Below are 16,318 nucleotides of genomic sequence, written 5' to 3' on the forward strand. Positions count from 1 at the left end.
ATCCACCTGACAAGCCTACGGGGTTGATTTCCATGGCCGACAACAACAGCAAGAGCAAGCCCGCGCTCGTGCGAATCCTGACCGTGATCGCCGCGCTTCTTATCGGCGGCGCCTATTTCTCGCCCATCTGGTGGGTGGCGCTGAAGGCCCCCAACTATCCGGCCGAAACCTTCCCCGACGGTATCCGCATCCACTTCCACATGAACGGCGTTTTCAACGGCTGCAAGAGCCAGGAACGGCCCAAGGACGTCCAGGCCCAGAAAAAGGCGGCCTGGGGCGACGAGGAAGGCGGTCTCGACTGCGTCGAGGAAATGAACGTCATCAACCACTTCATCGGCATGGAGCCCATCGAGGTGGGCGCCAAGTACGAGATCAAGGCGGCCCCCTACCTGTTCTCGCTGGTGGGTGTGATGCTGGCGGCCTTCCTGATCTATGCCGGGCCGTTCTGGTGGGTGCTGCCCATGTCGGGCATCGTCATTCCGGTGGCCTTCGTGGTCGATTATTCCGCCTGGCTGTGGTGGTTCGGCCACAACCTGCGCTCGTGGGCGGCCTTCTCGGTCAAGCCCTTCATGCCCACCGTGTTCGGCGAGGGCAAGGTGGCGCAGTTCAGTACCTTCTCCTATCCCCATTACGGCTTCGCCATGCTGATGGCCGCGTCGCTGTGCCTGATCCTGGCATTGCTGCTGCAGCGCAAGGCGTTGAAGTCGGAATAGTCCCGTTCACCGTCCGGCCAAGGAGCGGAGACGAGGTCCATGGTTGTTTGGTTCAAGACCTTTTCAAAGTCTAGACTGGCGACACTGGCTTTCGTCTTCGCCGCCGGGCTGTCCACCGCCGGGGCGGTGCCCCAGGGCCAGGAATCCGAGCCGCTGCTGGATTCCACCCTGCTGCAGGCCCTGATCGACATCGCCCAACCGGGCCAGGTGATCACGCCGCCGCCGGGGCGCTATAAATCCCATCTGGTGGTCAGCAAGCCGATCATCTTCGACGGCAAGAACCAGGTCACCCTGGACGGCGAGGGGGTGGGCTCGGTCCTGTGGATCAAGACCGACGGCGCCACCGTGCGCAATTTCCGCATCACCAATTCGGGTCCCAGCCACGCCCAGCAGGACGCCGGCATCCAGGTGCGCGGCAAGGACAACGTGGTCGAAGACATCCGCATGGACAACGTTCTGTTCGGCTTCAGCCTGGAGCAGTCCGAGCGCAACATCGTCCGCAACAACGTGGTCGAGGGAAAGAAGATCAGCTTAGGTCGGCGCGGCGACGGCATCAAGCTGTGGTATTCGCACCATAACCTGGTCGAGAACAACCGGTTCATCAATGGCCGCGACATCGTCTTCTGGTACTCGACCCACAACCGCTTCGTCGGCAACCGCCAGAGCGGCGGGCGCTATGGCCTGCACCTGATGCAGGCCCAGTACAACATCGCGGAGAGCAACTACTTCTTCGACAATTCCACCGGCATCTCCATGATGTACGACACCGGCGACGAACTCCGGAACAACGTCATCGCCAAGGCGGTGGGAGCCCAGGGCGTCTGCATCTCGCTGAAGGAAAGCAGCGACGTGGTGATCGAGAACAACGACATCCTCTATTGTTCCCAGGGCATCGCCATCGATGTGGCGCCCTACGAGCCCGACAGCAAGAACCACATCCGCGGCAACCGCATCGCCTATAACGACATCGGCGTTTCCTTCCTCAACGACTGGAAGGACAACGAGTTCACCGGCAACCTGTTCTCGGGCAACATCACCGAAGTGGCGGTCTATGGCGGCGGCAGCGCCAAGCGCAATGTCTGGGATTCCAACCGCTGGGAGGATTACCAGGGCTTCGACCGCGACGGCAACGGTGTGGGCGACAAGCCGCACAAGCTGTTCAATTATGCCGGCCGGGTGTGGATGGACAAGCCCAACACCCGTTTCTTCAAGGGCACGCCGCTTCTGGAGGTGCTGGATTTCCTCGATCGCCTGGCGCCCTTTTCCGAGCCGGTATTGATGCTGGAGGACAAGCATCCCCTGGTGGCGTCCGACGCCAAGGTCCGTGCCGGCTCGACCCTTGAAGCCACCGAGGATCTGCGCAAGAACGCCGATCGCCCCAAGCCGGCGGGCGAGACGCCCATGGCCCATGACCGAGGCGCGTCCGGCCAGGCCGAGCGCGCCTCGGGAGCGGTCTTCGCGCCCAAGCTCGACGTGGCGCCCTATACCCCGCCGCCGGCTCCCGCCGTGGCCCCGCCATCTCCCCCGGCGGTGGTGGCTCCGGTCCAGCCCGCGCCGCCTCCCGCCGCCCTGGCGCCCACCGCGCCGGCGAAGGCTTCGGATGCCGAACCGGTATTCCAGCGGCGCCGGGGAAGTCTCGAACCGCAACGACCCTCCTCCGTTGGGAGTAAGGATGATGACTGACGAGGTTGGCACGCCCAAGGCGGCGCCCCCTGTTCCCCACGCCAACAACAAGACGCGGCGCATGGTGATGCGTTCCATCGCCATGGGCGGTGCCGTGGTCGGCGCTTCGCTGTTCGGGTTCTTTCCCGTGCTGCGCAAGTGGACGCCCCGGCTGCGGCCGCCGGGAGCCATCGACGAGGCCGATTTCCTGGCCGCCTGCATCAAGTGCGGCCAGTGCGTGCAGGTTTGTCCGGTGCGGGCCATCGAACTGGGCGACCTGGACGAGGGCTTCGGCGTCGGCGTTCCTTACGTTCCCGCCCGCGAACAGGCCTGCGACTTTTCCTGCGACGCGGTGCAGTGCGTGCTGGCCTGCCCGACGGGCGCGCTCAGCCACAAGATCAGCAAGAAGGAAGAGGTCCGAATGGGCCTCGCCCGCCTGGACCGCCCCAACGCCTGTCTGGCGCGCAAGGGCGAGGGCTACAAGGGCGCGGCGCGCCCCGCGCCCTTCAAGGGCGTGCACCGCTATCCCGAGATCGACCGCTGGAAGCCGGTCAAGCTGGCCGAGTACAAGTACGACCTGGAGCTTTGCGACCTGTGCGTGCGCGAGTGCCCGGTTCCCAACGCCATCAGCCTGGAGCCCATGAGCAAGGACCCCGGCGACAAGCGCAAGACCCCGGTGGTGCACCAGGCCTGCGTCGGCTGCGGCATGTGCGAGATGATCTGCCCGACCGAGCCGGCCTCCATCGTCATCGACATCCGGCGCAAGTGGGGAGACGCGTGATGAAGCTCCTCCGTTCCTTCAAGGTGATGCTGGGCGCCCAGCCCGAGAAGCCCACCGAGTATACGCCCGAAGCCCTGGCCATGATGGAGGCCCGCCGTCAGGTCAAGGGGCCGGAGAAGGCCCGCCAGATCAAGGAAGCCCACGCCGAGAAGCACTCCCACAAGTGGCGCAACATCCGCTGGGCGACGCTGATCATGGTCAACATGATCTTCGTGCTGTCGTTCCGCTTCGATGTCCAGCTGGTGGAAGGCTCGCTGACCGCGTCGCGCGTCATCGGCTTTCACTTCGCCGACCTGAATTCCGCCATCCAGGTGATGCTGGCCTACAAGGTCATCCTGATCAATCTGGTGATCGGCACCGGCACGGTGCTGTTCATGTGGTGGCTCTTGGGCGGACGCACCTTCTGCTCGTGGACCTGCCCCTATCATCTGCTGGCCGAGATCGCGGAAAAGATCCATCTGGCGCTGGCCAAGCGCAAGATGGTGGTGGATTACCCGCTGCATCGCGGTTCGCGCACCGTGCTCTACGTGGTGTTCGCCCTGCTGGCGGTGGCGAGCGGCTATACGGTGTTCGAATCCATCTCGCCCACCGGCATCGTCAGCCGCGCCCTGATCTACGGCCCCGGTCTGGCCATGGTCTGGGTGCTGGGCCTGCTGGCCTACGAGATCATCTTCATCCGCCGCATGTGGTGCCGCTACATCTGCCCCATCGGGCTGACCTATGGCTTCGTCGGTGCGGTGTCGCCGCTCCGGGTGACCTACAACATGGAGAATTGCCTGAACGAGGGCGATTGCCGCAAGGTCTGCCTGGTGCCCCATGTGCTGGACTGCACCAAGAAAACCTATGCCGAGGATGTCAACGTCGCCATCGGCGCCGATTGCACCCGTTGCGGCCTTTGTATCGACGCCTGCCCCACCGGCTCGCTGAAATTCGAGGTCAAGGGCTTGAACAAGCTGTTGTAGTTTGAAGCCGTTCCCCGGAAGTTGGGCCGGGGGCGGCGAGGGCAAGAGGACAGGGCAGCGGGAATGATCGTTTTCGAGAACGTCTCCAAGACTTTCAAGCGCCACCGGGTGCTGGACGGGGTCAGCCTGTCCATCGACAAGGGCGAGCGGATCGCCCTGGTGGGCTCCAACGGCGCGGGCAAGACCACCCTGATCCGCTGCCTGCTGGGCGAGTACCTGCACGAGGGCACGGTCACGGTCAACGGGCTGCCGCCGCGCGGCAACCGCAAGACCGTGCTGTCCCATGTGGGCTTCGTGCCGCAGATTCCGCCGCCGCTCAAGATGCCGGTGGGGGAACTGGTCAACTTCTCGGCCGCCGTCTGCGGCTCGGACCCGGACCGCATCATCGCCATGGTGCGCGAACTGGGCCTGGACTGGGACATGGTGCGGGGCCGGCCCTTCGTGAAGCTGTCGGGCGGCATGAAGCAGAAGATGCTGATCGGCATCGCGCTGGGCCGCGATTCCGACCTGCTGATCATGGACGAGCCCGCCGCCAACCTGGACCCCGAGGCGCGGCACATCTTCTTCCACCTGCTGCACGAGCGCAAAGACAACGCCGTCATGCTGATCACCAGCCACCGCCTGGACGAGGTGGCGGCCCTGGTCAACCGCGTGGTGGAGATGGATCAGGGCAAGGTGGCGCTGGACGACCGCGTCGCCGACGACGTGGATATGACGGCCCGCCTGGATTGCGTCGTGCGCCTGACCCGGGCCGAACCGGCCTTCGCGCGTGCCATGGGCGACTGGCATTTCCAGCCCGAGCAGGACGGCACTGCGTGGCGGGGCGTGGTCAACGGCCCCGACCGGCTGCGCTTTTTGGGCGTCCTGGCCCGCTATGCCGGTCTGGTGGCCGGCATCGAGATGAAATAGGAGCGGAAAGACCATGTGCGAGCATCATAGCCTGAGCCGCCGCCGCTTCCTGGTCCTTGTGCCGGGCCTGGCCATCGCCGTGTCGGCCTGCGGCCAGCAGACCACCGGACCTGTGGAGATCAAGTGGGGCCGCGAGACCTGCGAATATTGCGGCATGATCATCGACGATCCCCATTTCGCCGCCCAGGTGCGGGGCAAGGATTCCAAGGTTCACAAGTTCGACGACCTGGGCGACGCGGTGCTGTGGATGGCCAAGCAGGGCTGGGCCGACGATGCCACGGTAGAGTTCTGGGTCGGCGGCGTGGACTCGGGCAAGTGGATCGATGGCCGCAAGGCCTTCTATATCGACGGCCAGCACACCCCCATGGCCCACGGCTTCGGCGCCCTGGACCAGGGGCGGGGCGGGGCCGCCGATTATGCCGCCATGAAGAACGCCGTGCTGGCCCGGGGCTCCACCAGCCGCTGCGAGCCCTCGGAAGCACCCGCCAACACCACGACGCGAGACGGCTGATGACTCTGTTCGTGTCATCCCGAGGGCGCAACGCGGCCGAGGGATCTCATCCTGGCACGCTGTGCCTAAATCGGTCGAGCCGGTCCAGGCGGGGATTCCTCGACTTCGCTCGGAATGACATCCCTGGAGGGGCGGCATGAACGCGCTTTACCTCACCGCCCGGCTGGATATCGCGGAATCGCTGCGGTCCCGCTGGTTCATGTTCTACTCCATCGTCTTCGGCGGCATCGTGGTGCTGCTGTTCGTGTTCGGCCTGACCGAATCGCGCATCCTGGGCTTCACCGGCCTGTCGCGCCTGCTGGTCACCTATATCCAGCTGTGCGTCGCCATCCTGCCGGTATTCATCCTGATCACCACGGTAAGATCGGTGGCGGGCGACCGCGACGCCGGCGTGTTCGAATACATGCTGTCCCTGCCGGTGCCGCTCTACGCCTGGTTCTGGGGCAAGATGGTCGGCCGCTTCGTGGTGGTGTTCCTGCCCGTGTTCGGCGCCATGGCCCTGGCGGCGCTGTACGCCATGGTGCGCGGCATCGAGGTGGATTGGAGCCTGTTCGTGCTCTACACCGCCCTGCTGGTGGCGCTGGCCTGGGCGTTCCTCGGCATCGGCATGCTGATCTCCACCCTGGCGCGCACCCCCGACGTGGCGCAGACCGGCGCGTTTCTCACCTGGCTGGTGCTGCTCTTGTTCCTCGACCTGATCCTTCTGGGGCTGATGGTCCGCGAAAGGCTGCCGCTGGAACTGATCGTCGGCATCGCGGTGGCCAATCCGCTGCAAAGCTTCCGCACCGCCGCCATTTTGCTGTTCGACCCGCAGATGGTGGTGCTGGGGCCCAGTTCCTACGTCATCCTCGACGCGCTGGGCCGCAGCGGCTATCTTACATTCGCACTTGCTTATCCAATCGTGCTGGGCACGCTCAGCGCCGGGATCGGCTATTTCCTGTTCCGCCGGGGTGACCTTCCTTGACCTCATCGCTTTCGGGCACCTTCGGCTTCCAGTCGGTCACGCCGCAAGAGCGTGAGCAGCGCATCCGCGCCGTGTTCAACGCCGTGGCGCCGCGCTACGACCTGATGAACGACGTGATGAGCTTCGGCATCCATCGCCTGTGGAAGCGGGCGATGGTCAGGGCCGCGCGGCCCGAAGGGGGGCAGGTGATCGTCGATCTGGCGGGGGGGACCGGCGACGTGGCCCGGCTGCTGGCCGCGCCCGACCGCCGGGTCATGGTCTGCGATCCCTCGCCCGAGATGATGGCGGTGGGGGAAAAGCGCTGCCGGGGGCTCGGCATCCAGTTCGTGGAGGGCAAGGCCGAGGCCATGCCGTTCGAGACCGCTTCGGTGGACACGCTGACCATCGCCTTCGGTCTTCGCAACGCCACCAGCCCCGAGGCCGCCCTGGCCGAGATATTTCGTGTCCTGAAGCCCGGCGGCTGGTTCGTCTGCCTGGAATTCTCCAAGCCCTGGGCGCTGATCCGCCCGTTCTACGACGCCTATTCCTTCCATGTGATTCCGCGCCTGGGCGCCTGGATCGCGCGAGAGCCCGCCGCCTATTCCTATCTGGTGGAATCCATCCGCCGCTTCCCCGATCAGAACGAGATGGCGGGGCTGATGCGCGCCGCGGGGTTCGGGCGTGTGGGCTGGCGCAATCTGTCCATGGGCATCGCCTGCCTGCATTCCGGCGTGAAGCCCGCGTCATGAAGCTCGAATCCGGCCAGCCCGAAAAGCCGTCGCTGGTCATCGATGGACAGCATGCCAGCCGCAGTGATCAGCCGCCGGATGGCTGGCGGCTGTGGTGGCTGGCCATCCGGCCCAAGACGCTGACCATTTCCGTGGCGCCCGTGGTGGCGGGCAGCGCGCTGGCCTTCGCCGATGCCGGAACCCTCGATCCTCGGCCCTTCGCCGCCTCGCTGCTGGGCGCGCTGGCCATCCAGGCGGGCACCAATCTCTACAACGACGTGGGCGACGCGGTCCGGGGCGGCGACCAGCCGCTGCGCCAGGGACCGCCGCGCGTCACCGCGCTGGGCTGGGCGAGTCCTGAGCGGGTGCGCCGCGCAGCCCTGGTCAGCTTCGCCCTGGCCGCCCTGGTGGGCCTCTATCTCGCCTGGCTGGGCGGCTGGCCCATCATCGCCCTGGGGCTGGCCTCGCTGCTGGCGGGCTGGGCTTATTCCAGCGGGCCGAAGCCCATCGCCTATACCCCCAGCGGCGAAGCCTTCGTCATCGCCTTTTTCGGCATCGGCGCGGTGGGGGGGACCTATTACCTGCAGACTATGACCCTGACCGGTCAGTCGATTATGGTCGGCATGGCCATCGGCGCGGTGGCGGCGGCGGTGCTGCTGGCCAACAATTACCGCGACATGGAGGCCGACCGGCTGGCCGGGCGCCGCACCCTGGCCATCCGCGCCGGGATCGAGGCGTCCAAGGCGGTCTACGGCATGCTGCTGCTGTCCTCGGTCGGCCTGCTGGCCTCGCCCTTGGGGCCCAAGGGCGGATGGCTGTGCCTGGGCGCGCTGCCCTTCGCCCTGTGGCTGATCCTGAAATTCGCCACCCGGGCGCGCGGCCCGGCCTTCAACGCCATCCTGGCGTCCACGGCGCGCTTCCAGCTGCTGCTGGCCGGCTTGCTGGCCGCAGGAGTGCTGCTGTGATCACCCAGGCCGCCCTGCCGCTGGCGCTGGCCTTCATCATGTTCGCCATGGGGCTGACCATGGACGGGCGCGATTTTCGCGTGGTGTTCGGGCGGCCGAAGGCCATGGCGGTGGGGCTGGCGGCCAAGCTGCTGCTGCTGCCCGCTTTGGGACTGGCCCTGGTGCTGGCCTGGAAGCCCCAGCCCGATTTCGCGGTGGGCATGATCCTGCTGGCCGCCTGTCCCGCCGGGGTGACCTCGGCCCTGCTCACCCATCACGCCGGCGGGCGCATCGCCCTGGCCGCCACCATCACCGCGCTGACCTCGCTCGCCGCCACGGTGACGGTGCCGCTGCTGGTCAATTTCGGCCTCGCCCTGTTCGCCGGCTATGACCGGTCGGTCGAGATTCCCGTGGGCAAGATGACGCTGGGGATCTTCCTGGTGGACACGGTGCCGCTGGCCCTGGGGCTGGCCATTCAGCGTTTCCGGCCCGGGTTGGCCGAGCGCATGGGCCGAATCGCCCGGCCTGTCGCCACCTTGCTGTTCGCCCTGATCGTGGTGGGCGCCTTTGTCAGCCAGCGCCAGTCGCTGATCGACCATGTGGGCGACGTGGTGCCCGCCGCCCTGGTGCTCAATCTGGCGGCCATGACCGGGGCCTGGGCGCTGGGCGCGTTCGCCCGCCTGGACCTGGCCGACCGCATCGCCGTGGTGATGGAGAATGGGCTGCAGAACGGGGCGCTGGGCATCTTCGTGGCGGTGACGCTGCTGGGCAGCCCGGCCATGATGGTGCCCAGCATCGTCTACGCCTTCGTCATGAACCTCACCGCCATCGCCTTCATCCTTGCGGTGAAGCGCCGTCGCGGCAGAACCGTTACCGGTTAGGGTCGACCACCACCCGGCCCTTGACGTCGCCTTTCAGGATCCTGGCCCCCATCTCGGGCAACTCCGCCAGGCGGATTTCCGTGGTGAGCTGATCCAGCCGGTCCAAGGGCAGCAACTCGGCCAGACGCTTCCAGGCGAGCATGCGCTTGGGCTTCGGGCACATCACCGAATCGATGCCCAGGATGCTGGCGCCCCGCAGCAGGAAGGGCAGCACCGTCATGCCGAACTCGACGCCGCCGGCATTGCCGCACGACGCCACGGCGCCCCGCATGCGAAGCGAAGCGACGGTATTGGCGAGCGTCGCGCCGCCGACCGAGTCCACTGCCGCCGCCCAGCGTTCCGACAGCAGCGGTTTGGCGGGTGGCGCGCCCACCTCGGCACGGTCGATGATGGAGGCCGCGCCCAGCGAGCGCAGGTAGTCGCCCAGGCTTTCACGGCCCGTGGACGCCGCCACGCGGTAGCCCAGCTTGGACAGCAGCAGCACGGCCACGCTGCCCAGCCCGCCGGCGGCGCCGGTGACCAGCACCTCGCCCTCATCGGTGGTGCGCAGGCCGTGATCTTCCAGCGCCATCACCGCCAGCATGGCAGTGAAGCCGGCGGTGCCCACCGCCATGGCCTGGCGGGTGGACAGTCCGGCGGGAAGGGGCACCAGCCATTCGGCCTTGACCCGGGCCTTGGCGGCAAAGCCGCCCCAATGGGTCTCGCCCACCCGCCAGCCGGTCAGGATCACCTTGTCGCCCGGCTTGAACTCGGGCGACGCGCTGGCTTCGACCGTGCCGGCGAAATCCACGCCGGGCACGTGCGGGTACTTGCGGACCAGCCGCCCCAGTCCGCCCAGGATCATGCCGTCCTTGTAGTTCAAGGTGGAGTACTCGACCTTGACCAGCACCTCGCCCTCGGGCAGGTCGGACTCGGTCAGACGGCGGATGGAGGCGGTCACCTTGCCGCCGGTCTCGTCAAGCATCAGGGCGGGAAAATCGCTCACATTCGCCTCCTGGTCGGATGGAAGATCGACCGGTAGTGTAGCAGCGCCGGTCCGCGCCCGCACCGGGGACATGGGCTATCGGGAAATACCTATATACAGGGGTGGTTCACCCTGTCTAACTGGCCTATCTACTGGTTCTTTGGGGGGGATGCCATGTCCTGGAGCAATATGAGAATCGGCGGCCGCCTGTACACGGCCTTCGCCGTGATCCTGGTCCTGGTCGCGGGGCTTGGGTGGCGGTCGCTGGGCGTCATCGACGATGTGGCGGCCCTGACCACCAAGATGTACGACCATCCCTACACGGTGACCACCAATCTGCTGGAAGCCAAGGCCGACCTCATCGCCATGCACCGCAGCATGAAGGACGTCGCCCTGTCCCAGGACGCGGCCCAGCTGGACGCCGCGGTGGCGGCGGTCAACGGTTCGGAAAAAGAGGTGCTGGAGCATCTGGACATCGCCGCGCCGCGCTTCCTGGGCGACAAGGCCAAGATGGCGGCGCTGCGCAAGGCCGTCGAGGACTGGCGGCCGATCCGCGAGCGGGTGATCGCCCACATGCGGGCGGGACAGCGTCCCGAGGCCGCCGCCATCACCAAGACGGAGGGCGCCGCCCAGGTCAAGATGATCAGCGACCTGTTCGAGGAACTGGGCGCCTTCTCCAAGGGCAAGGCGGAAGCCTTGTCGAAAACCGCCATGGCCGAGCACGACGCCGCCAATGCCTCCATGGTGGTCTACATCCTGGTCCTGGCGGCGCTTCTGGCCGGCATCGCCCTGCTGATCACCCGAAGCATCACCGGGCCGCTGGGCGACCTGCGCACCGTGATGGAGCGCATGGCCAAGGGCGACTACACCATCGAGGTGCCCGCCCGCCAGCGGGGTGACGAAGTGGGCGACATGGCCCGCACCGTCGAGGTGTTCAAGGACAACGGCCAGGCGGTCAAGCGCCTGGAGGCCGAGCAGGCCGCCGCCAAGGCCAAGGCCGAGGCGGAGCGCAAGACCGCCATGAACGCCCTGGCCAACGAATTCGAGGGCCACGTCAAGGCGGTGGTCGACCATGTGGCCGGCGCCGCCAACAAGATGAGCAGCACCGCGTCCTCCATGTCGGCGGCGGCCGAGCAGGCCTCGCGCCAGGCGGGGGCGGCGGCCGACGCGGCCGAGCATGCCTCGTCCAACGTCCAGACCGTGGCCTCGGCCGCCGAGGAGCTGTCGGCCTCCATCGCCGAGATCGCCCGGCAGGTGGACACCTCGTCCACCACCACCAACCACGCGGTTACCAAGGCCGAGCAGACCGGCGCCATCGTCCAGAGCCTGGCCTCGGCGGCGCAACGCATCGGCGACGTGGTCAGCCTGATCAACGACATCGCCAGCCAGACCAATCTTCTGGCGCTGAACGCCACCATCGAGGCGGCCAGGGCGGGCGAGGCGGGAAAAGGGTTTGCCGTCGTCGCCAACGAGGTCAAGAACCTCGCCAATCAGACCGCCAAGGCCACCGAGGAGATCTCCAACCAGATCGGCGAGGTGCAGGGCGCCACCGGTCAGGCGGTGGGGGCCATTCAGGACATCCTGTCCACCATCAGCGAATTGTCGCAGGTGACCTCGTCCATCGCTTCGGCGGTGCAGGAGCAGCAGGCCGCCACCGCCGAGATCGCCCGCAACGTGGAGCAGGCCGCCCAGGGGACCGAGGCGGTGGCCCAGAATATCGCCGGCGTCAGCGCCGCCGCCCGTCAGGCCGGCGACACGTCGGAGGAGGTCTTGACCGAATCCCGGGATCTGACCGGCCAGTCCGACGTGCTGGGCCGCGAGGTGAAGGGGTTCATCGACAAGATTCGCGCCGGCTGAGGTTTTCATGGCCGCCCGGCCGGGTTACCCTGACGGTAATCCGGCCGGGAGAAAGCCATGAACGGTACCGCAACCATCCAGCGTCCCTTTGCCCATTCAGCCGGGACGGGGGGAATGATCCGGCTGGCCCTGGTCAACCTGCTGCTGTCCATCCTGACCCTGTCGCTCTACCGCTTCTGGGGCAAGACCAGGGTGCGCCGCCTGCTGTGGGGCGGTACCCGGGCCTGGGGCGATCCGGTGGAATACACCGGCACTGGCAAGGAATTGTTTCTGGGCTTTCTCCTCGCCCTGGGGGTGATTTACCTGCCCTTGACCCTTGGTTTCATCGGGGGGAACGTACTGCTGCAATCGGGCAATCCCTTGGGGGGCGCTCTGATCGCCGCCCTCTACTTTCTTACCGTGATGCTGGTCGCGGCGGGCCTGTTTCGCGCCCGGCGTTACCAGATGAGCCGTACGGTCTGGCGTGGCATCAGGGGCGGGCAAACGGGATCGGCCCTGTCATATGCCTTCCAGTCGCTGGTGGTGTGGATATTGGTGCCGGCCTCGCTGGGCTGGGCCCTGCCATGGGGCGACATGATGCTGGCCCGCTATCGTCTCGGCAACACCACCTTCGGTGATCGTGGGCTGACGGTGAAAGACGACGTGGGTTCCCTCTACAAGACCTTCGCCGGCGCATGGGTCGCCTATTTGCTGGGGGGGCCGGTGGTCCTGCTGTGTGTCGGGGGATGGAGCGCCGCCATGGCCGCCATGGACCTGCCTCCGATCGTGGCCACCCTTCTCGGGGGCCTGGGCGTAATCGTGGCGCTGCTGTTCGCCGTGCTGCCCTATGCCTGGTACAAGGCGGCCTTCTACCGGCACCTTGCGTCACGGACCAGTTTCTGCGGCGCCGCTTTCGTTGCCGAGGTCAAGGACGGTGCCCTGATCCGCCTGGTTCTCGGCAACCTGCTCATCACATCGCTCAGTTTAGGCATTCTGCGCCCCTGGGCATCCTTGCGTACCTTCCGCTACGTGTGCGCCGTTATCGGCGTCGAGGGCGAGCCCGATTTCGCCTCGGTGCATCGCTCGGACGAGGCCGGCCCTTCTACCGGCGAGGGGCTGGTGGCCGTTCTCGACGGGGCGGGCGAGTTCTGATGAAGACTCTTGAGGCCGACCGGCCGGGACGCTTTTCCGACGGACGCAGCGCGGCGGTCCGCAAGGTGACCGTTCGCGTGCTGGCCACCGGCCTGGAAATCAGGGGCGTCGACGGCTTCCTCATCGCGGTGTGGAAGTCCGAGGACCTGCTGGCCGATGGCGAATGGCCGGAAAAGCGCGGCGTGCGGCTGCGCTGCGCCTCCGAGCCCCATGCCAGGCTGGCGGTGGAGGATTCCTATGTCATCCGCCAGGTGCTGTCCCAGGCCGCCCGGCCGCCGCGCCCCAGGCGGACGGGGCTGGTTCTGGCCTGCCTGCTAGGGGGCGGGGTGCTGGCCGGCCTGATGATCGGGCTGGCGCCCATGTCCAGGCTGCTGGCCCATCTGGTGCCCGCCGGGCTGGAGCGCCAGTGGGGCCAGTCCATGGCCGCCGGTCTGGAAGGCCAGATGAATGCTTGCGAGGGGCGGGACGGGCTGCGGGTGCTGGACGCCCTGGCCCGGCGGCTGGCCGAGCCGCTGCCGCCCGAACGCCGCCAGCTCACGGTTCACGTGCTGCGCTCCAAGGATGTCAACGCCCTGGCCCTGCCGGGCGGTGAGATCGTCCTGTTCTCCGGCCTGATCGACAAGGCCGAGGGGCCGGATGAACTGGCCGGGGTGCTGGCCCACGAACTGACCCATGTGGGCGAGCGCCACGTCACCGCCGCCATGATCCGGGCGCTGGGCGTGGGCGTGTTCGCCACCATGATCACCGGCGACGCCTCGGGGCTGGTGGCCAGCGGCCTGGGCGCCGTGATGGCCGGCGCCTATTCCCGCGAGGACGAAAGCGCCGCCGATTCGGGCGCGCTGGCCCTGCTGGAGGCGGCGGGCATCGGCTCGGACGGCCTTGCCCGGTTCTTCCGCCGGCTGGAGGTGATGGAAGGCGGGCAGGGGGCGGTGCTGGCCTGGCTGGGCACCCACCCGGAATCGGGCCGCCGCGCCGCCGCCATCGAGGCGCGGCGCCTGCCCGCGCCCCGGCTGCCGGCCCTGTCGGAGGCCGATTGGCAGGCGGTGAAGCGGGTCTGTTCCAAACCGAAGCCGTGATCCCCATGTAACCTTGCGAGGGCGGGCGGCGAACCTGGAGTGAGTGGTCCGCCGCCCATGTCATCCCGAGCGAAGTCGAGGGATCCCGTCCTGGTCCGGCGTGCCCGATTCGGAACCGCCGTTCCAGGTGGAGATCCCTCCGCTCAGGGCGTCGGGATGACAGGCTGGGCAGGCTGAGACGCCATAGGGAGTGATGAGCATGCTGATCAGGTCGGCGGGCGGCTTGCGCGAATCCGAGGTGACCGACAAGGCGCTGTGGCTGGACCGGCGGCGCTTTCTCGCCTTAGGCGCGGCGGGCGCCCTGGCGCTGTCCGGCCTTCCGGCCGAGGCGGGGCTTCCCACCATCAAGGGGCCGTTTTCCACCGACGAGCCGCCGACGCCCAAAAAAGACGTCACCACCTACAACAACTTCTACGAACTGGGGGTGGACAAGTCCGATCCCGCCCAACTGGCGCCCAGCTATTTCGGCAAGACCAAGCCGTGGAGCGTCACCATCGCCGGCGAGTGCGCCAGGCCGGGCACCCTGGGATACGAGGACCTGATCAAGCCCCACACGCTGGAAGAGCGCATCTACCGCCTGCGCTGCGTCGAGGCGTGGTCCATGGTCATTCCCTGGGTGGGCGTCCCCCTGGCCGAGGTGCTGAAGCGCTTCGAGCCCAATTCGCGGGCCAAATACGTGGAGTTCACCACCCTGCAGGACCCCGAGCGCCTGCCCGGCCAGCGGACGCGGGTGATCGAATGGCCCTATGTGGAGGGCCTGCGCATGGACGAGGCCATGCATCCGCTCACCCTGCTGGCGGTCGGCCTCTATGGCGAGGAGCTGCTGCCCCAGAACGGCGCGCCCATCCGTCTGGTGGTGCCATGGAAATACGGCTTCAAGTCCATCAAGTCCATCGTGAGCATCCGTTTCTCGGAAACGCCCTCCAGGACCGCCTGGATGAAGGCGGCGCCGCGGGAATACGGCTTTTACGCCAACGTCAATCCGGCGGTGGACCATCCGCGCTGGAGCCAGGCCAACGAGCGGCGCATCGGCGAATTCCGGCGGCGCGCCACGCTGCCCTTCAACGGCTACGCCGATCAGGTGGCGTCGCTCTATGCCGGCATGGACCTGGCGGTGAACTACTGATGGACAGAGTGCTGCGCCAGGCCTGGGTCAAGCCCGTGGTGTTCCTTCTCTGCCTGCTGCCCTTGGGACTGCTGGTCTGGCGGGGGCTGTCGGACGGGTTGGGGGCCAATCCCATCGAGGCCACCAACCGCACTCTCGGCGATTGGGCGTTGCGCTTCCTGCTGATCGCGCTGGCCGTGACGCCCGTACGGCAGATGACCGGCTGGAACGCGGTGGGGCGCTGGCGGCGCATGCTGGGGCTGTTCGCCTTCGCCTATGTGGTGCTGCATCTGAGCTCGTATGTGGGCCTCGACCAGTTCTTCGACTGGAACGCCATCGGCCGCGAGATCGTCAAGCGGCGCTACATCACGCTGGGCATGCTGGCGGTGCTGCTGCTGATCCCCCTGGCCGTCACCTCCACCGATTCCATGGTCCGGCGTTTGGGCGGGCGGCGCTGGCGGGCGCTGCACCGGCTGGTCTACGTCATCGCGCCCTTAGGCGTGACCCATCACTGGATGATGGTCAAGAAGGACATCACCGAACCGGCCATCCACGCCGCTATCCTGGCCGTGCTGCTCGGCTGGCGGCTGGCGGCCCGGGCGCGGCTGCGGCATACTGGCCCGGCCTCCACAGCCAGGGCAGATCCATGTTCCGCGCCGCAATCGTCCTCGCCCTCGTCCTGAGCCCGGCCGCCGCCCTGGCCGCCCAGCCCAAGAAGTGCTTTTCCCTGCCCGAGATCAAGGCGGAGCAGGAGGTGCGCCAGGGCATCTTCCTGCGCGAAGCGGCCAACCGCTGCAACGAACGCCTGCTGCCGGGCGCCAGGGACCGCTGGCAGAAGATCGAAGGCGCCAACGGCGCCAAGTTCCGCTCGGCCGTGGACAAGCGCCAGAAAGCCTGGCAACGGGAGTTTCCCGACGACTGGAAGTACCAGATCAACTATGCCGACGGCCGGCTGGTCACCTATGCCCGCAACATCTCGCTGACCGAAGGCTTCTGCGACAATATCGACGACTTGCTGCAGACCATCGAGAAGCGGGGCTTCGCCGCCTTTTCCAAGCTGTCCAAGGTGGTCCGCAACCAGGTGACCGACGACTACAAGGTCTGCCAGTAGCTTGGGCCGAACGAAAACGCCCCGGCCTTTTCGGGCCGGG

At 67.1% G+C, this 16,318-nt stretch carries 17 protein-coding genes; 16 read left to right on the forward strand and 1 reads right to left on the reverse strand.

Annotated elements, in window-relative coordinates:
- The first annotated feature begins 32 nt into the window (after positions 1-32).
- From WV31_RS18740 to WV31_RS18785, 10 genes are all read left to right on the forward strand, one after another.
- A complete protein-coding gene (locus WV31_RS18740) occupies positions 33-713 on the forward strand; it encodes a hypothetical protein (protein WP_085375677.1) in 681 nt (226 codons plus the stop codon).
- A gap of 39 nt (positions 714-752) precedes the next feature.
- The gene (gene nosD / locus WV31_RS18745) at positions 753-2,396 is read left to right on the forward strand and encodes a nitrous oxide reductase family maturation protein NosD (protein WP_237051379.1); all 1,644 of its coding nucleotides are present in this window, start codon (positions 753-755) and stop codon (positions 2,394-2,396) included.
- Positions 2,389-3,156 (forward strand): 4Fe-4S dicluster domain-containing protein, encoded by a 768-nt coding sequence (locus WV31_RS18750; RefSeq protein WP_085374973.1) that lies wholly within the window; start codon positions 2,389-2,391, stop codon positions 3,154-3,156. Before nosD ends, WV31_RS18750 begins: the two co-directional genes overlap by 8 nt.
- Complete coding sequence (locus WV31_RS18755; protein ID WP_085374974.1) at positions 3,156-4,118, forward strand: NapH/MauN family ferredoxin-type protein; 963 nt, start codon at positions 3,156-3,158, stop codon at positions 4,116-4,118. The genes WV31_RS18750 and WV31_RS18755 overlap by 1 nt, the downstream gene beginning before the upstream one ends.
- A gap of 63 nt (positions 4,119-4,181) precedes the next feature.
- Complete coding sequence (locus WV31_RS18760) at positions 4,182-5,027, forward strand: ABC transporter ATP-binding protein (RefSeq protein WP_085374975.1); 846 nt, start codon at positions 4,182-4,184, stop codon at positions 5,025-5,027.
- Positions 5,028-5,040: 13 nt separating this feature from the next.
- The gene (locus WV31_RS18765; protein ID WP_085374976.1) at positions 5,041-5,538 is read left to right on the forward strand and encodes a hypothetical protein; all 498 of its coding nucleotides are present in this window, start codon (positions 5,041-5,043) and stop codon (positions 5,536-5,538) included.
- Positions 5,539-5,674: 136 nt separating this feature from the next.
- Positions 5,675-6,502 (forward strand): ABC transporter permease, encoded by an 828-nt coding sequence (locus WV31_RS18770; RefSeq protein WP_085374977.1) that lies wholly within the window; start codon positions 5,675-5,677, stop codon positions 6,500-6,502.
- Positions 6,499-7,230 carry a bifunctional demethylmenaquinone methyltransferase/2-methoxy-6-polyprenyl-1,4-benzoquinol methylase UbiE gene (ubiE, locus tag WV31_RS18775; RefSeq protein WP_085374978.1) on the forward strand — a complete coding sequence of 244 codons (732 nt, stop codon included), beginning with the start codon at positions 6,499-6,501 and terminating at the stop codon, positions 7,228-7,230. Before WV31_RS18770 ends, ubiE begins: the two co-directional genes overlap by 4 nt.
- Positions 7,227-8,174, forward strand: a complete 948-nt coding sequence (gene menA, locus WV31_RS18780; RefSeq protein ID WP_085374979.1) for a 1,4-dihydroxy-2-naphthoate octaprenyltransferase — start codon at positions 7,227-7,229, stop codon at positions 8,172-8,174. The genes ubiE and menA overlap by 4 nt, the downstream gene beginning before the upstream one ends.
- On the forward strand, positions 8,171-9,034 hold the full coding sequence (locus WV31_RS18785; protein ID WP_085374980.1) for a bile acid:sodium symporter family protein: 864 nt from the start codon (positions 8,171-8,173) through the stop codon (positions 9,032-9,034). The genes menA and WV31_RS18785 overlap by 4 nt, the downstream gene beginning before the upstream one ends.
- Here WV31_RS18785 and acuI read toward each other — a convergent pair.
- Positions 9,024-10,019: an acrylyl-CoA reductase (NADPH) gene (gene acuI / locus WV31_RS18790; RefSeq protein ID WP_085374981.1), complete on the reverse strand. Its 996-nt coding sequence runs from the start codon at positions 10,017-10,019 to the stop codon at positions 9,024-9,026. The two genes, WV31_RS18785 and acuI, sit on opposite strands and share 11 nt — an antisense overlap.
- A 153-nt stretch (positions 10,020-10,172) precedes the next feature.
- Here acuI and WV31_RS18795 point away from each other — a divergent pair, with 153 nt between their 5' ends.
- The 6 genes from WV31_RS18795 to WV31_RS18820 all read left to right on the forward strand — a co-directional run bounded on the left by WV31_RS18795 (position 10,173) and on the right by WV31_RS18820 (position 16,278).
- A complete protein-coding gene (locus tag WV31_RS18795; RefSeq protein ID WP_085374982.1) occupies positions 10,173-11,855 on the forward strand; it encodes a methyl-accepting chemotaxis protein in 1,683 nt (560 codons plus the stop codon).
- Positions 11,856-11,912: 57 nt separating this feature from the next.
- Positions 11,913-12,986: a YjgN family protein gene (locus tag WV31_RS18800; RefSeq protein WP_085374983.1), complete on the forward strand. Its 1,074-nt coding sequence runs from the start codon at positions 11,913-11,915 to the stop codon at positions 12,984-12,986.
- A complete protein-coding gene (locus tag WV31_RS18805; protein ID WP_085374984.1) occupies positions 12,986-14,062 on the forward strand; it encodes a M48 family metallopeptidase in 1,077 nt (358 codons plus the stop codon). The genes WV31_RS18800 and WV31_RS18805 overlap by 1 nt, the downstream gene beginning before the upstream one ends.
- A 199-nt stretch (positions 14,063-14,261) precedes the next feature.
- Entirely contained in the window at positions 14,262-15,188 is a 927-nt protein-coding gene (gene msrP, locus WV31_RS18810) for a protein-methionine-sulfoxide reductase catalytic subunit MsrP (RefSeq protein WP_085375679.1), read from the forward strand.
- On the forward strand, positions 15,188-15,850 hold the full coding sequence (locus WV31_RS18815; protein WP_085374985.1) for a sulfite oxidase heme-binding subunit YedZ: 663 nt from the start codon (positions 15,188-15,190) through the stop codon (positions 15,848-15,850). Before msrP ends, WV31_RS18815 begins: the two co-directional genes overlap by 1 nt.
- A complete protein-coding gene (locus WV31_RS18820; protein ID WP_085374986.1) occupies positions 15,814-16,278 on the forward strand; it encodes a hypothetical protein in 465 nt (154 codons plus the stop codon). The genes WV31_RS18815 and WV31_RS18820 overlap by 37 nt, the downstream gene beginning before the upstream one ends.
- Positions 16,279-16,318: the final 40 nt, after the last annotated feature.

Source organism: Magnetospirillum sp. ME-1, from assembly GCF_002105535.1.
GTDB lineage: Bacteria > Pseudomonadota > Alphaproteobacteria > Rhodospirillales > Magnetospirillaceae > Phaeospirillum.

Coding starts and splice junctions, on each gene's coding strand:
- WV31_RS18740 (WP_085375677.1), top strand. CDS start 33: ATGGCCGACAACAACAGCAAGAGCAAGCCCGCGCTCGTGCGAATCCTG.
- nosD (WP_237051379.1), top strand. CDS start 753: ATGGTTGTTTGGTTCAAGACCTTTTCAAAGTCTAGACTGGCGACACTG.
- WV31_RS18750 (WP_085374973.1), top strand. CDS start 2,389: ATGACTGACGAGGTTGGCACGCCCAAGGCGGCGCCCCCTGTTCCCCAC.
- WV31_RS18755 (WP_085374974.1), top strand. CDS start 3,156: ATGAAGCTCCTCCGTTCCTTCAAGGTGATGCTGGGCGCCCAGCCCGAG.
- WV31_RS18760 (WP_085374975.1), top strand. CDS start 4,182: ATGATCGTTTTCGAGAACGTCTCCAAGACTTTCAAGCGCCACCGGGTG.
- WV31_RS18765 (WP_085374976.1), top strand. CDS start 5,041: ATGTGCGAGCATCATAGCCTGAGCCGCCGCCGCTTCCTGGTCCTTGTG.
- WV31_RS18770 (WP_085374977.1), top strand. CDS start 5,675: ATGAACGCGCTTTACCTCACCGCCCGGCTGGATATCGCGGAATCGCTG.
- menA (WP_085374979.1), top strand. CDS start 7,227: ATGAAGCTCGAATCCGGCCAGCCCGAAAAGCCGTCGCTGGTCATCGAT.
- WV31_RS18795 (WP_085374982.1), top strand. CDS start 10,173: ATGTCCTGGAGCAATATGAGAATCGGCGGCCGCCTGTACACGGCCTTC.
- WV31_RS18800 (WP_085374983.1), top strand. CDS start 11,913: ATGAACGGTACCGCAACCATCCAGCGTCCCTTTGCCCATTCAGCCGGG.
- WV31_RS18805 (WP_085374984.1), top strand. CDS start 12,986: ATGAAGACTCTTGAGGCCGACCGGCCGGGACGCTTTTCCGACGGACGC.
- msrP (WP_085375679.1), top strand. CDS start 14,262: ATGCTGATCAGGTCGGCGGGCGGCTTGCGCGAATCCGAGGTGACCGAC.
- WV31_RS18815 (WP_085374985.1), top strand. CDS start 15,188: ATGGACAGAGTGCTGCGCCAGGCCTGGGTCAAGCCCGTGGTGTTCCTT.
- WV31_RS18820 (WP_085374986.1), top strand. CDS start 15,814: ATGTTCCGCGCCGCAATCGTCCTCGCCCTCGTCCTGAGCCCGGCCGCC.